This is a genomic window from Streptomyces sp. NBC_01551, assembly GCF_026339935.1.
Taxonomy (GTDB): Bacteria; Actinomycetota; Actinomycetes; order Streptomycetales; family Streptomycetaceae; genus Streptomyces.
Map to the genome: position 1 here is coordinate 2494911 of NZ_JAPEPX010000001.1, position 14074 is coordinate 2508984.

General features: G+C 70.2%; 12 protein-coding genes and 1 tRNA gene. 10 read left to right on the forward strand and 3 right to left on the reverse strand.

Annotation, left to right across the window (positions count from 1 at the left end):
• Window positions 1–6 precede the first annotated feature (6 nt).
• On the reverse strand, window positions 7–1020 hold the full coding sequence (locus tag OG982_RS11120; RefSeq protein WP_266787772.1) for an SMI1/KNR4 family protein: 1014 nt from the start codon (window positions 1018–1020) through the stop codon (window positions 7–9).
• Between the two features lie 227 nt (window positions 1021–1247).
• On the opposite strand from OG982_RS11120, the gene OG982_RS11125 reads away from it, so the two are divergent.
• Complete coding sequence (locus OG982_RS11125; protein WP_266787771.1) at window positions 1248–1871, forward strand: YwqJ-related putative deaminase; 624 nt, start codon at window positions 1248–1250, stop codon at window positions 1869–1871.
• 11 nt (window positions 1872–1882) lie between these two features.
• Entirely contained in the window at window positions 1883–2395 is a 513-nt protein-coding gene (locus OG982_RS11130; RefSeq protein ID WP_266948434.1) for an SUKH-3 domain-containing protein, read from the forward strand.
• A 92-nt stretch (window positions 2396–2487) separates the two neighbouring features.
• Here OG982_RS11130 and OG982_RS11135 read toward each other — a convergent pair whose 3' ends face one another.
• Window positions 2488–3756: a sensor histidine kinase gene (locus tag OG982_RS11135; protein WP_266787769.1), complete on the reverse strand. Its 1269-nt coding sequence runs from the start codon at window positions 3754–3756 to the stop codon at window positions 2488–2490.
• A gap of 131 nt (window positions 3757–3887) precedes the next feature.
• Here OG982_RS11135 and OG982_RS11140 point away from each other — a divergent pair, with 131 nt between their 5' ends.
• The 6 genes from OG982_RS11140 to pth all read left to right on the forward strand — a co-directional run bounded on the left by OG982_RS11140 (window position 3888) and on the right by pth (window position 9014).
• Window positions 3888–4778: a hypothetical protein gene (locus OG982_RS11140; RefSeq protein ID WP_266948436.1), complete on the forward strand. Its 891-nt coding sequence runs from the start codon at window positions 3888–3890 to the stop codon at window positions 4776–4778.
• 29 nt (window positions 4779–4807) lie between these two features.
• Window positions 4808–4879 (forward strand) — tRNA-Gln (locus OG982_RS11145).
• Between the two features lie 109 nt (window positions 4880–4988).
• Window positions 4989–6455: a bifunctional UDP-N-acetylglucosamine diphosphorylase/glucosamine-1-phosphate N-acetyltransferase GlmU gene (gene glmU / locus OG982_RS11150; RefSeq protein WP_266787767.1), complete on the forward strand. Its 1467-nt coding sequence runs from the start codon at window positions 4989–4991 to the stop codon at window positions 6453–6455.
• Between the two features lie 124 nt (window positions 6456–6579).
• Entirely contained in the window at window positions 6580–7557 is a 978-nt protein-coding gene (locus OG982_RS11155) for a ribose-phosphate diphosphokinase (protein WP_266787766.1), read from the forward strand.
• Between the two features lie 182 nt (window positions 7558–7739).
• Window positions 7740–8324 (forward strand): 50S ribosomal protein L25/general stress protein Ctc, encoded by a 585-nt coding sequence (locus OG982_RS11160; RefSeq protein ID WP_266787765.1) that lies wholly within the window; start codon window positions 7740–7742, stop codon window positions 8322–8324.
• A gap of 99 nt (window positions 8325–8423) precedes the next feature.
• A complete protein-coding gene (gene pth / locus OG982_RS11165; protein WP_266787764.1) occupies window positions 8424–9014 on the forward strand; it encodes an aminoacyl-tRNA hydrolase in 591 nt (196 codons plus the stop codon).
• An 89-nt stretch (window positions 9015–9103) separates the two neighbouring features.
• Here pth and ppc read toward each other — a convergent pair whose 3' ends face one another.
• Complete coding sequence (gene ppc, locus OG982_RS11170; RefSeq protein ID WP_266792037.1) at window positions 9104–11797, reverse strand: phosphoenolpyruvate carboxylase; 2694 nt, start codon at window positions 11795–11797, stop codon at window positions 9104–9106.
• A gap of 448 nt (window positions 11798–12245) precedes the next feature.
• Between ppc and OG982_RS11175 the strand changes: the two genes are divergently transcribed.
• Both OG982_RS11175 and OG982_RS11180 read left to right on the forward strand, forming a co-directional pair.
• Window positions 12246–13229 (forward strand): fatty acid desaturase, encoded by a 984-nt coding sequence (locus tag OG982_RS11175; RefSeq protein WP_266787763.1) that lies wholly within the window; start codon window positions 12246–12248, stop codon window positions 13227–13229.
• Window positions 13229–13900 (forward strand): TetR/AcrR family transcriptional regulator, encoded by a 672-nt coding sequence (locus OG982_RS11180; RefSeq protein WP_266792035.1) that lies wholly within the window; start codon window positions 13229–13231, stop codon window positions 13898–13900. The genes OG982_RS11175 and OG982_RS11180 overlap by 1 nt, the downstream gene beginning before the upstream one ends.
• The last annotated feature ends 174 nt before the right edge of the window (window positions 13901–14074 follow it).

Genomic DNA, 14074 nt, shown 5'->3' on the forward strand with positions numbered 1-14074 from the left:
GCGCCATCACCCCTCCACCTGCGCGGAACCCGCCGCCGCGGCCGTACCGGCCACGGGAACCGAGCGCGCGAATCCGCCGTCCACCATCAGACCGGCCACCGTCTCCAGCTCCGGCGGGTTCCCCGCCAACCGCTCAAGAAAGGCGTCGAAATCGGCACCGCACGGCAGCAACAGACGCTCCACGCGCTCCTGCACCGACCAGCCGTCCCGGTCGCGCGCGTCGTCGTACGGGGAGAACCACACCGAGCCGAGACCCTCGCCCTTGACCTTCACCGCGAGCAGCCCGCCCTGCACGAAGGCCACGCACAGGTAATCCTTCGTCAGATGGTCCCGCAGACACTTGTTGACGTAGACCAGGTCGTTGACCGCGGCCTCCTCGCGCACCGTGAAGAACGGCTGGTCCACGAGCAGACCCAGCTCCACGTCCAGCCCCGCGCCCACCGGCGCACAGCCGCCCGCGGCCTTCAGGAACGCCCGGTACGCCTCCGGCAGCCGGTACCCGAGGTCCTCCTCGACGCCCTGCACCTGCTGCTCCGACACCGACACCACCGACTTCGGCAGCCCCAGGTGCACCGGACGCAACTCCTGCAACGGCCGCGTCCCGCGCTTCTCGTGGTCCGCCGGCGCCGTCGCCAGCCCCGCGTGATGACGGAGCAGCGCCTTCACCTCGACCGGCACCAGTTCCATACGGCGAGAACCGGCCACGTGGTGCCACGTCCAGCCGTGCGGGGTCGCCACCGGACCGACCGTGTCCCACAACGCGTGCCCGGCGGCCTGCATCGCCGCGTTCGCCGACACGTAGTCCGTGAGCCGCAACTCGTCCACGCCGAAACCCTCCGGCGGCTCGGCGATGTCCACCGCGGCGCGCGCGTACGGCGCGAAGTCCGGATGGCCCTCACCGTCCATCCGCACACCGTGGGGATGCCGAGCGGCCCGGACCGGGTCCGGGAAATGCACGACCTGCCCCGAGTAAGCGGCGTTGGGTGGCGCGGCCTGCTGCCCGAGCCGACCTGTCGTCATGGCGGTAGCCCCCTGCTGGATCTGGCTGGTTCACCACAGCCTATGTGGTCCGGCAAGAGCCTCACCCGCCCGCGACCCGCCCACACGCACCAGGGCCGGGAACATCCGAATTGATACGAATATTCGACCCCGCTTCCACACGGCAGAGGACATTTGACAGGCTGTCCCCGCGGCACGGGGGCGTGCGCGACAGCGGCCACCACCGCAGCCACGGGAGGGAAACGACCATGCACAACACGGCGACACGTACGGACCCGACACCCGCCGACGACGACAACACCGCGGCCACGGCGGCCGGACACAACCCCGCCGCCCCCGCCACGGGCGCCACGGACACATCGGGCCCCACCAGCACCACGGGCCCCACCGGCGACCCCCGGCTGCGCTGGAGCGCCACCGACGGCCCCACCGTCCCCGTGCTCCGCTTCCGCCGCGACGGCATCCTCCCCACCGTCGCCGCCGCCCTCTCCGTACGCGGCGAAACCCTCACCAGCACCGCCGGCAAGGCCGACCAGCCACCCGCCCTGCACCCCCTCGTCCAGGACTTCCTCGACACCCTCACCAGCGGCCAGCGGGAACGCTTCACCGGCCGCTGCCCCGAAGCCATCCTCGTCTCCCGCCACCTCACCGCGGTCGAAGGCGCCCGCAGCAAACGCGCCTCCCGCAAACCCCTCACCGCGAGCGAAGCCCGCCGCTCGCTCAAGCAGGCCAAGATCACCGCCCGCCGCATCCGCGAGGACGGCGACCCCCTCCACGGCAGCTACGCACCCCCCTGCCGCTCCTGCGACGCCCTCCTCTCCCACTTCGGCGTCCGCTCCATCGACCTCACGCCCGCCCCCCAGAAGGCCTGACCGCACCCACCATGAGCGCCACCTCATCCGCGTCCTACGACCGCTCCTCGGCCACCCGCTTCCCGGCCGCCGTGGACTCCGCGCTGCGCACCGCCGGCTGGGAACCCGGCCGCTGGGACATCAAGCAGGCCGAATACTGGGCCGACGCCCTGCGCGACCACACCACCCCCGCCGGGCACCGGCACACCGTCTTCCCCGCCGCCGTCGAGGCCTGGGCCGAATTCGGCGGCCTCCACATCACCGCGCCCGGCCCCGGCCGCCAGATAGCCCCCACCCCGGTCCACCTCGACCCCCTCACGGGCCTCTACCTCGCCCGCACCTTCGCCGACCTCGGCCGCGCCCTGTCCACCGAACTCTGCCCCCTCGGCGTCGACGCCGACGCCGGCTCCCACCTCGCCATCGACTGCGAGGGCCGCGTCTACGGCATCGACCACACCGGCGACTGGTTCCTGGGCCCCGCGGTAGACGAAGCCCTGACCCTCCTCCTCACAGGCCTCCAACCCACCCGCCTCACCACGCACTAACCCAGCCCACCCGGCCGCAGCCCGGGGCGGACGCGGCTCGGCCGGGCCCCGGCGCGGAAGGGGTCAGCCCCGCCCGTCCGGGCCGCCCGTCTTCAGGGCTGGGCGCACGGGAGGACCGCCGAGACCCGGAAGCCGCCCTCGTCCGTCGGGCCGGACACGAAAACGCCGCCCAGGCCGAGCACCCGCTCACGCATGCCGACCAAGCCGTTCCCGCCGCTCGGCAGACCCGGCTCCGCCGCCTTCCCGTCACACGGCCCGTTCTCCACCTGCATCGCCACCTCCCCCTCCCGATGCGCCAGCCGTACGACGACCCGCGCACCCGGCGCGTGCTTGTGGCAGTTGGTCAACGCCTCCTGCACCACCCGGTACGCCGTCTGCTCCACCTCCGGCGGATACCCGTCCCCCGAAGCCACCCCACCCCGTACGTCCAGCTCCACGGCCATGCCCGCCGCCCGGGACTGCCCCACCAGCGCATCCAGCTCCGCCAGCGACGGCCCGTCCTCGAAACTCCCCGCCAGCGCCACCGCCGCCACCGCGACCACCGCCGGCTTCGGCGACTCCGCCCGCAGCACCCCGAGCATCTCCCGCAACTCCGTCAACGCCTGACGGCCCATGTCCCCGACCAACGCCGCGTTCCGCGCCGCCTTCACCGGATCCTTCGCCGCCACCGCCTGCAACGCCGCCGCGTGCACCACCATCAGCGACACCCGGTGCGCCACCACGTCGTGCATCTCCCGCGCGATCCGCGTCCGCTCCTCCGTACGCGCCCACTCGGCCCGCTCCTCCGCCCGGTCCGCCAGCAGCGACAGCTCCCGCTCCAACGAGTCCGCCCGCTCCTGCAAGCTCTCCATCAGCCGCCGCCGCGCCCCGATGTACAGCCCGAACAGCACCGGCGGCACGGACAGCGCCACCGCCACGAAGACGGACAGCGAGATCACGAGCGTGTGCTCGTCCGCCGCGCCCTCGCGGGTCCGCAGGTACATCACCACGAACGTCGCGACCATCGACATCGACGTCAGCGTGGCCGTGATCCGCCGGGGCACCTCGGAGGAGGCCAGCGTGTACAGCCCGACCACCGACAGCAAGAACCCCATCGCCGCCGGCGACACCGCGATCCCGACGAGCACCACGGCGATCGGCCAGCGCCGCCGCAGCACCAGCACGGCCCCGACCACGATCCCGAACAGCGCCCCCAAGACGACCGGCACCCCGGCCTCGCGGGCGAACGCCACCCCCTCGAAGGCGCACTCGACGGCGGACACCGCGCCGAGCCCGACATCCAGAACGGCCTCCCGCGGCCGCTCCCACCACCAGGGCCCATCCCGCCCGGCCCCGCCCCGCTCTTCCCCCGTAATGGTCATGCCGTCCAGCCTACGCAGGGGCCCCAGCACAGAGCCCGGGGAAATTCCCGCAAACCCCGGGTAATCGCACATACGACTGAATCGTCCGCTCACCGAGACCTGAATCCCGCATTCCAGACGACATTGGCGACATGACCGAAATTCGACGCCGCCCCGGCGACGGCACCGGCGGCCTGCGCAGCGGAGCCGCGACCTTCGACGAACTCCGCGAACAGGCCGTGGCCCTCCGCCGCGAGGGCCTCAGCCGCCGCCAGATCCGCGACCGCCTCCAGGTCCACAACAACGACATCCTCAACGCCCTGCTGCAGGGCGAGCCGCCACCCGCATGGACCAAGCGCCCCAACGCCAAGGACGACCTCCGCGACCGCGCCCGCGAGCTCCGCCTCCAGGGCATGACCTACGACCAGATCCAGGTCGAGCCGGGCTGCTCGAAGAGCTCCATCTCCCTCTGGGTCCGCGACCTCCCCAAACCAGAGCGCAGGCCCCCCGGGGAGCAGGGTCGGGACGCGGCCCGGAAGCGATGGGCGCACGAGGGGCCCATCCGGGAAGCCGCCCGGGACGCGGAGATCGAGGCGGCGCGCGACTCCGTCGGCGCGATGAGCGAGCGGGAGCTGCTCCTGGTCGGCACCGCGCTCTACTGGGCGGAGGGCAGCAAGAGCAAGACGTACCGGCGCTCCGAGACCGCGATCTTCATCAACAGCGACCCGGGAGTCATCGCCGTCTACCTCGCGTGGCTGAACCTCCTGGGGATCACCCCCGATCGGCTCCGCTTCCGAGTGATGATCCACGAATCCGCCGACGTCGTCGGCGCGGAGCAGTACTGGGCCGACTTCGTGGGCGTGGACCGGGGCCAACTCCAGCGGACGACCCTCAAGAAGCACAACCCCAAGACCGTCAGGAAGAACACCGGCGCCGACTACCGCGGATGCTTGATCGTCCGCGTCTCCGCGAGCTGCGACTTGTACCGTCGCATTGAAGGCACTTGGTGCGGCATAGTTGGCTCCGCCGGTTCGACCAAGTGACTAAATGTCCGGTTTCATCGGCTTTGCCATCCCCTGTGGTGTAATCGGCAACACGGGTCACTTTGGATGATTTGTTCCAGGTTCGAGTCCTGGCAGGGGAGCTTCGCGCGTTCGGGTCCCGACCTCACGGTCGGGACCCGCGCTCGTTAGGGGCCCGTAACGCCCCGGTATCCTTCACGGGTCCACCACCCAAAGCCGAAGGGCACACCCGTGAGCGCCAACCGCCCGGCAGCCGTCGTCGTACTCGCAGCGGGTGAAGGCACCCGCATGAAGTCGGCCACTCCCAAGGTCCTGCACGAGATCTGCGGGCGGTCGCTCGTCGGACACGTCGTCGCCGCCTCGCGCGAGCTCGACCCCGCGCACCTCGTGGTCGTCGTCGGCCACGCCCGCGAGCAGGTCACCGCGCACCTCGCCGCCGTCGACGCGGGCGTCCGCACCGCCGTGCAGTACGAGCAGAACGGCACCGGCCACGCCGTCCGCATGGCCCTGGAGGAGCTCGGCGGCGAGATCACCGGGACCGTGGTCGTCGTCTGCGGCGACACCCCCCTGCTGACCGGCGAGACCCTCGCGCAGCTCACGGCCACGCACGAGGCCGACGGCAACGCCGTCACCGTGCTGACCGCCGAGGTCCCGGACTCCACCGGCTACGGCCGGATCATCCGGGGCGAGGACGGCGCCGTCACGGCCATCGTCGAACACAAGGACGCCACCGACGCCCAGCGCGCGATCCGCGAGATCAACTCCGGTGTCTTCGCCTTCGACGGCGCGCTGCTCGCCGACGCCCTCGGCAAGGTCCGTACGGACAACAGCCAGGGCGAGGAGTACCTCACGGACGTGCTCGGCATCCTGCGTGAGGCGGGTCACCGCGTCGGCGCGGCCGTCGGCGCGGACCACCGTCAGATCCTCGGGATCAACAACCGCGTGCAGCTCGCCGAGGCCCGCGCGCTGCTGAACGCGCGCCTGCTGGAGCAGGCGATGCTGGCGGGCGTGACCGTGGTGGACCCGGCGAGCACGTTCGTGGACGTGACGGTGACGTTCGGGCAGGACGCGATCGTCCACCCGGGCACGCAGCTGCTGGGCGCGACGCACGTGGCCGAGGGGGCCGAGGTCGGCCCGAACACCCGGCTGAAGGACACGCGGGTCGGTCCGCGGGCGCGGGTGGACAACACGGTGGCGGACACGGCCGTCATCGGCGAGTCCGCGACCGTCGGCCCGTACGCGTACCTGCGTCCCGGCACGAACCTGGGTCTGAAGTCGAAGGCCGGCGCGTACGTGGAGATGAAGAACGCGACGATCGGCGAGGGCTCGAAGGTGCCGCACCTGTCGTACGTGGGTGACGCGACGATCGGCGAGTACAGCAACATCGGCGCCGCGAGCGTGTTCGTGAACTACGACGGTGAGCACAAGCACCACACCACCATCGGCTCACATTGCAGGACGGGTTCGGACAACATGTTTGTGGCTCCCGTCACGGTCGGGGACGGCGCCTACACGGCCGCCGGGTCCGTGATCACGAAGGACGTGCCGGCCGGTGCGCTGGCCGTGGCCCGTGGTCAGCAGCGCAATATCGAGGGCTGGGTGGCCCGCAAGCGTCCGGGCAGCGCCGCGGCGACGGCGGCCGAGTCGGCGGCCCAGGAGGACTCCGACCCGCGTCCGGGTACCGCTGAGGTGAACTGACCGGAAACAGGTACGTCCGCGACGGCGTACCGTGATAGGTGCACGCAATTCGGCTGGCTCACCGTGTGCGGGACGGACGCACATGGGGGCGAGCAGCTTTCCACACGTCTGAGGAGACAGTGCTGTGACCGGGATCAAGACGACCGGCGAGAAGAAGCTGATGCTCTTCTCCGGCCGCGCCCACCCCGAGCTGGCCGAGGAGGTCGCACACCAGCTGGGAGTCGGCCTCGTGCCGACCAAGGCTTTCGACTTCGCGAACGGTGAGATCTACGTCCGTTTCCAGGAGTCGGCTCGCGGCGCGGACTGCTTCCTGATCCAGAGCCACACGGCTCCGATCAACAAGTGGATCATGGAGCAGCTGATCATGATCGACGCGCTGAAGCGCGCGTCGGCACGCTCCATCACCGTGATCATCCCGTCCTACGGGTACGCCCGTCAGGACAAGAAGCACAAGGGCCGTGAGCCGATCTCGGCGCGCCTGGTGGCCGACCTGCTGAAGACGGCGGGTGCGGACCGCATCCTGACGGTCGACCTGCACACGGACCAGATCCAGGGCTTCTTCGACGGCCCGGTGGACCACCTTTCGGCGCTGCCGGTCCTCGCGGACTACGTGGGCGCGAAGGTGGACCGCACGAAGCTGACGATCGTGTCTCCGGACGCGGGCCGTGTGCGCGTGGCCGACCGCTGGTGCGACCGACTGGACGCGCCGCTGGCGATCGTGCACAAGCGCCGTGACAAGGACGTCGCCAACCAGGTGACGGTCCACGAGGTCGTCGGTGAGGTCAAGGGCCGCGTCTGTGTCCTGGTCGACGACATGATCGACACCGGTGGCACCATCTGCGCCGCGGCCGACGCGCTGTTCGCGCACGGCGCCGAGGACGTCATCGTGACGGCCACGCACGGCATCCTGTCGGGCCCGGCCGCCGACCGTCTGAAGAACTCCAAGGTCAGCGAGTTCGTGTTCACGAACACCCTGCCGGATCCGTCCGACCTGGAGCTCGACAAGATCACGGTGCTGTCGATCGCCCCGATGATCGCGCGCGCGGTGCGCGAGGTCTTCGAGGACGGTTCGGTCACCAGCCTCTTCGAGGAGCAGCAGTAACCGCTCCGCGGTAGATCCTTTTTGGTACGGCCTCCCCTGCCGGGTACACTCGACGAGTTGCTCGGCGAGGGAGGCCGTACCTGTTTTCCGGTACGGATGCTCCGTTATCGACGCGCTCTTCGTAGCAGGCCGTTCCGGCCGGGTGACTCTGTCCGTTTTCCGTCACCCCACGAGGAGTGAGCATGTCCGAGATCAAGCTTGCCGCCAAGATCCGCAACGACTTCGGCAAGGGCGCTGCCCGTCAGGCCCGTCGTGACGCCCTGACGCCCGCCGTCATCTACGGCCACGGCACCGACCCGAAGCACGTCAACGTCGACGCCCACGCCCTGCAGCTGGCGCTCCGTACCCCGAACGTCCTGATCTCCCTGGACATCGAGGGCGACTCGGCCGAGCTGGTCATCCCGAAGGCCGTGCAGAAGCACCCGCTGAAGCGCTCGATCTCCCACGTCGACTTCCTGATCGTCAAGAAGGGCGAGAAGGTCACCGTCGACGTCGCGATCGTCACCGAGGGCGAGCTGGCGGCCGGCGGCAACATGCTGGAGACCCTCCAGAACACGATCTCCGTCGAGGCCGAGGCGACCCACATCCCGACCGAGGTCACCGTCTCCATCGCGGGCCTCGAGGCCGGCGACACCATCCACGCCAAGGACCTGGTCCTCCCGGCGGGCACCACCCTGGCCGTCGACGGCGACATCGCCGTCCTGCAGGTCGTGGCCCCGCAGGCCGAGGAGCCGGCCGCCGAGGCCGCCGAGGGCACCGAGGCCTGAGCCTCGCCTTCCTCCCTCAGCAGTTGCTGACCGACCGCCGTCCGGCTCCACTGGAGCGGGACGGCGGTCGTCTTCGTTCAAGGCCTTAAGGAGCTTTTGATGTCGGACGACGCGGCACCCTGGCTGATCGTCGGCCTCGGCAATCCCGGACCGGAGTACGCGGGCAACCGCCACAACATCGGCTTCATGGTGGCCGACCTTCTGGCGGAGCGGATCGGCGGGAAGTTCAAGGCGCACAAGGCGCGGGCGCAGGTGGTGGAGGGCCGCATGGGTCCTCCGGGTCCGGCGAACCGGCGGGTGGTGCTGGCGAAGCCGATGTCGTTCATGAACCTGTCGGGCGGGCCGGTGACGGCGTTGCGCGATTTCTACAAGGTGCCGTTGGAGCGGATCGTCGCGGTCCATGACGAGCTGGACATCGACTATCCGACGCTGCGGCTGAAGCTGGGCGGCGGGGACAACGGGCACAACGGTCTGAAGTCGATGACGAAGTCGATGGGGCCGGATTACCACCGGGTGCGGTGCGGGATCGGTCGTCCGCCCGGCCGTATGCAGGTGGCGGATTTCGTGCTGAAGGACTTCTCGTCGACGGAGCGCAAGGAGCTGGACTGGTTCGTGGACCGGTCCGCCGATGCGGTGGAGTGCCTGATCGCGGAGGGTCTGGAGCGCGCCCAGTCGGCGTACAACTCCTGAGGCCCGTTCGCCGTACGGGGAAGCCCCCGCGCTCCGGTTGGTCCGGAGGGCGGGGGCTTTCGTGTGTCCGCGGTGGTGTGTCGGAGGGGTCAGCCGGTGTTGCGCAGGCCGGCGGCGACGCCGTTGACGGTGAGCAGGAGGGCTCGGGAGAGCAGCGGGTCGGGGTCTTCGCCGCGGGCGGCGGCTGCGCGCTGGCGGGCGAGCAGGGAGACCTGGAGGTAGGAGATGGGGTCGAGGTAGGCGTCGCGGACGGCGAAGGTCTGCTGGAGGACGGGGTTGGAGTCCAGGAGCTTGTGGCCGCCGGTGATGCGCAGGACTTCGCGGACGGTGAGCTCGTGTTCGGCCTGGATGCGGTCGAAGACGTGCTTGAGCTCGTCGGGGACGAGGGTGTCGACGTAGTGGCGGGCGATGCGCAGGTCGGTCTTGGCGAGGGTCATCTCGACGTTGGAGAGGAAGTTGCGGAAGAAGTGCCACCGCTCTCCCATCTCGGTGAGGGCGTGTTCGCCGCCGGCTTCGCGCAGGGCCTTGAGGCCGGAGCCGACTCCGTACCAGCCGGGGACGATCTGGCGGGACTGGGTCCAGCCGAAGACCCAGGGGATGGCGCGCAGGCCGTCGAGGCCGGCGCCTGAGTCGGGGCGTCGGGAGGGCCGGGAGCCGAGGTGGAGGTCGGCGAGCTGGTCGACGGGGGTGGCGGCGAAGAAGTACGAGGGGAGGTCGGGGTCCTCGACGAGTGCGCGGTAGGCGCTGTGGGCGGCGTCGGAGACGGTGTCCATGGCCGCGTCCCAGCGGGCGAGGTCGTCGTCGGACTGGCGGGGCGCGGTGTGCAGGGCGGAGGCCTGCAGGGTGGCGGCGACGGTCAGTTCGAGGTTTTCGCGGGCGAGGGAGGGGACGAGGTACTTGTCGGAGATGACCTCGCCCTGTTCGGTGACCTTGATCTCGCCTTCGAGGGTGCCCCAGGGCTGGGCGAGGATCGCGTCGTGGGAGGGGCCGCCGCCGCGGCCGACGGTGCCGCCGCGGCCGTGGAAGAGGCGCAGGCGCACGCCGTAGCGGTGGGCGACGTCGCGCAGTCGGCGCTGGGCGCGGTGGATCTCCCACTGGCTGGTGGTGATGCCGCCGAACTTGCTGGAGTCGGAGTAGCCGAGCATGACCTCTTGGACGTCGCCGCGCAGGGAGACGAGGCGCCGGTAGGAGGGGTCGGCGAGCATTTCGTCGAGGATGACGTCGGCGGCGCGCAGTTCGTCGGTGGTTTCCAGGAGCGGCACGATGCCGATCTTGGCCCAGCCGGCGTGGAGGTCGACGAGGCCGGCTTCGCGGGCGAGGACGGCGGCGGCGAAGACGTCGTCGGCGCCCTGGCACATCGAGATGATGTAGGACTCGATGACTTCGGGGCCGAACTTCTCGAAGGCGTCCTTGATGGCGAAGAAGACGCCGAGGGTCTTGTGGCCGGCCGCGTCGAGGGGTGCGGGGGTGGGCGCGAGCGGGCGGCGGGAGCGCAGCTCCTTGGCGAGGAGCTTTTGCCGGTAGTCGCGCGGCATGTCGGCGTAGCGCCAGGATTCCTCGCCGAGCCGGTCGAAGAGCTGGCCGAGGGCGTGGTGGTGGGCGTCGGCGTGTTCGCGGACGTCCATGGTGGCGAGCTGGAGGCCGAAGGCGGCCAGGGTGCGGATGGTGCGGTCCATGCGGCCGTCGGCGAAGAGGGCGCCGCGGTGTTCGCGCAGGGAGGTCTGGATGAGGGTGAGGTCGGTGAGTAGCTCGGCGGTGCCGAGGTAGTCGCGGCCTTCCTCGTGGGGGATGCCCTGGGCCAGTCGGCGGCGGGTGTTGACCAGCTTCTGCCGGATGCAGGTGGCCTTGAGGCGGTACGGCTCTTCGGCGTTGAGCCGCTTGTAGCGCGGGCTGATCTCGGGGAGGCGTTCGAGGTCGGCCTGGAGGGAGGCGAGGAGTTCCTCGGTGGCTCCGGTGTAGCGGATGGAGTTGGAGAGCAGGCCGCGCAGGAAGTCGACGAGTTCGAGGGCGTCGGTGATGCCGTGTTCGTGCTGGAGGATCAGCACGTCGCGGGTGACGTCGGGGGTGACGTTGGGGTTGCCGTCGCGGTCGCCGCCGATCCAGGTGCCGAAGGTGAGGGGGCGGGTGCCGGGGGGCAGGTCGACGCCGACGCGCTGGAGTTCGGCGGCGAGGTCTTCCAGGACGTCTCCGACGGCTCCGGCGTGGAGTTCGTCGAGGTAGTAGATGGCGTTGCGGGCTTCGTCGGCGGGCTCGGGGCGCACGACGCGCAGTTCGTCGGTCTGCCAGACGAGGTCGATGTTCTCGGCGAGGCGCAGGTCGTGGCGGCGGCGTTCGCCGGCGCCGGCGACGGGCTCTTCGAGGAGGGCGGCGATGCGGCGCAGCTTGTTGAGGACGCTGCGGCGGGCCGCTTCGGTGGGGTGCGCGGTGAAGACGGGGCGGACGTTGAGGTTCTTGACCGTCTCGCGCAGGTGTTCGGGGTCGGCGTCCTTGAGCATGTCCGCGGTGCGGGCGAGGAGGCCGCCTTCGGCGGCGCGGTGGGCGCGCAGTTCCTTGCCGCGGTGCACCTGCTCGGTGACGTTGGCGAGGTGGAAGTAGGTGGAGAAGGCCCGTACGAGCTTGGCGGCGGTCTCCAGGTCGGTGTCGCCGAGCAGCTCGGCGGCGGCTTCGCCGTCGGTGCGGGTGAGGGCGCGGACCTTTTCGACGAGGTCGAGGAGTTCCTGGCCTTCCTGGCGTACGAGGGTTTCGCCGAGGAGGTCGCCGAGGCGGCGGATGTCGGCGCGCAGCTCGGCGTTGGCCGCGCCGGCGGCGGACGTCGCCGTGGGGGTGGTGGAGGGGGCCTGGTCAGCACTGCTCACAGGTGCGGCTCCTTGCGGTGTTTCGAGCGCTACTGGGAGGTGGGTTCCCGGGGTGCGCGCGGCGGTACCTGTCTCCGGGCCCTGTCCGGTGGGGTTTCCCCCGGACGGGGTCTGGGGGGAGTACCTCCACCCTGATGCGCAGCTCGGGCTGCCCGTGCGGACCGCGCTGTCCGACGTGAACAGGATAGGTGTCCGCTCCCGGTGCCTCGGCAATACCGGCTGGTTGCCGGGGCGTCGTCTCGAAGGGTGGTCATGGACGGCCACGCTCCTCTTGCCGGGGAGCTCGGCTTTGCCATACTTACGTTGCCGTAGGTTACGGATCCGTAGGTCTGTGATCAGGGCACCTGCCGACTCCTCACCCCCCAGGGGATGCCTCATGACCATCAGCCCGGATTTGATTGAGGACGCCTCGGCGCCCTCCGATTCCCCCGAGGCGCCGTCGGCGACGCTCGGGGGCGAGAAGAAGCGGTCGATCGAGCAGATCGCGCTGCTGCTGTTCATCACCGTCCCGTTCGTGGCGCTGCTGGCGGCGATCCCGCTGGCCTGGGGGTGGGGGGTGAGCTGGCTGGACGTCGGCCTGATGGTGTTCATGTACTTCCTGGCCTGCCACGGGATCACGATCGGCTTCCACCGGTACTTCACGCACGGTTCCTTCAAGGCGAAGCGGCCGTTGCGGATCGCGCTGGCGGTCATGGGGTCGATGGCGGTGGAGGGTCCGCTGGTGCGCTGGGTGGCGGATCACCGCAAGCACCACAAGTACTCGGATCACGAGGGTGACCCGCATTCGCCGTGGCGGTTCGGGGAGACGGTGCCGGCGCTGATGAAGGGCCTGTGGTGGGCGCACATCGGCTGGCTGTTCGACGAGGAGCAGACCAATCAGCAGAAGTACGCGCCGGATCTGATCAAGGATCCGGCGCTGCGGCGGATCTCGCGGGACTTCGTGCTGTGGACGGTGGTGTCGTTGGCGATCCCGCCGCTGGTGGGCGGTCTGGTGACCATGTCGTGGTGGGGGGCGTTCACGGCGTTCTTCTGGGGTTCGCTGGTGCGTGTGGCGCTGCTGCACCATGTGACGTGGTCGATCAATTCGATCTGTCACGCGGTGGGCAAGCGTCCCTTCAAGTCGCGGGACCGCAGTGGCAACGTGTGGTGGCTGGCGGTGCTGTCGTGCGGGGAGTCCTGGCACAACCTGCACCACGCGGATCCGACGTCGGCGCGGCACGGTGTGCTGCGCGGCCAGGTGGACTCCAGCGCGCGGCTGATCCGCTGGTTCGAGCAGCTGGGGTGGGCTTCCGACGTGCGGTGGCCGTCGGGTGCGCGGATCGACGCCCGGCGCAAGGAAAAGACATCGAACGCGGCATGATGGGGGACGTGGCGATCGACGGCAACAGTTCCAGCAGTGACAAGCCCAGGCGGGGTCGCCGGGTCCGGATGACGGGCGCCGAGCGGCGTCAGCAGCTGCTGGACATCGGCCGTGCCCTGTTCGCCGAGAAGGGCTTCGAGGGCACGTCGGTGGAGGAGATCGCGGCGAAGGCCGGGGTGTCCAAGCCGGTGGTGTACGAGCACTTCGGCGGCAAGGAGGGCCTGTACGCGGTCGTCGTGGACCGGGAGATGCGCCAGCTGCTCGACGGGGTGACGGGCGCGCTGACGGCGGGACATCCGCGGGAGCTGCTGGAGCAAGCGGCGTTCGCGCTGCTGGACTACATCGAGAGCTATACGGACGGGTTCCGGATCCTGGTGCGGGATTCTCCGGTGGCCCAGTCGACGGGTACGTTCGCCTCGCTGATCAGCGATATCGCCACCCAGGTCGAGGACATCCTGGGGATGGAGTTCAAGAACCGCGGCTTCGATCCGAAGCTCGCCCCGCTGTACGCGCAGGCGCTGGTGGGGATGGTGGCGCTGACCGGTCAGTGGTGGCTGGAAACGCGTCGCCCGAAGAAGGCGGAGGTGGCCGCCCACCTGGTGAATCTGGCCTGGCACGGGCTGGACGGGCTGGAGGCGAAGCCGCAGCTGGTGGGCCGCCGCAAGAGCTGAGGGCGTGGCTGAAACCGCATGGATGCCCGGGCCTGATGGCCCGGGCATCCGCATGCCCGGAGGGGTGCCGGGGAGGATGATCTGAACGTGATCAAAATCCGGTTGGAAACCGCTTCTGTCACCCCTTCCCCAGAGGTACTCTTCGGTTACTTCCCGGGGGGGTAATGGCAACCT

Bases quoted from the DNA above. Each gene is read 5' to 3' on its own strand.
- OG982_RS11180 (WP_266792035.1), top strand. From the start codon at position 13,229: ATGGGGGACGTGGCGATCGACGGCAACAGTTCCAGCAGTGACAAGCCC.
- OG982_RS11125 (WP_266787771.1), top strand. From the start codon at position 1,248: ATGCACAACACGGCGACACGTACGGACCCGACACCCGCCGACGACGAC.
- OG982_RS11120 (WP_266787772.1), bottom strand. From the start codon at position 1,020: ATGACGACAGGTCGGCTCGGGCAGCAGGCCGCGCCACCCAACGCCGCT.
- OG982_RS11130 (WP_266948434.1), top strand. From the start codon at position 1,883: ATGAGCGCCACCTCATCCGCGTCCTACGACCGCTCCTCGGCCACCCGC.
- OG982_RS11175 (WP_266787763.1), top strand. From the start codon at position 12,246: ATGACCATCAGCCCGGATTTGATTGAGGACGCCTCGGCGCCCTCCGAT.
- pth (WP_266787764.1), top strand. From the start codon at position 8,424: ATGTCGGACGACGCGGCACCCTGGCTGATCGTCGGCCTCGGCAATCCC.
- OG982_RS11140 (WP_266948436.1), top strand. From the start codon at position 3,888: ATGACCGAAATTCGACGCCGCCCCGGCGACGGCACCGGCGGCCTGCGC.
- OG982_RS11135 (WP_266787769.1), bottom strand. From the start codon at position 3,756: ATGACCATTACGGGGGAAGAGCGGGGCGGGGCCGGGCGGGATGGGCCC.
- OG982_RS11160 (WP_266787765.1), top strand. From the start codon at position 7,740: ATGTCCGAGATCAAGCTTGCCGCCAAGATCCGCAACGACTTCGGCAAG.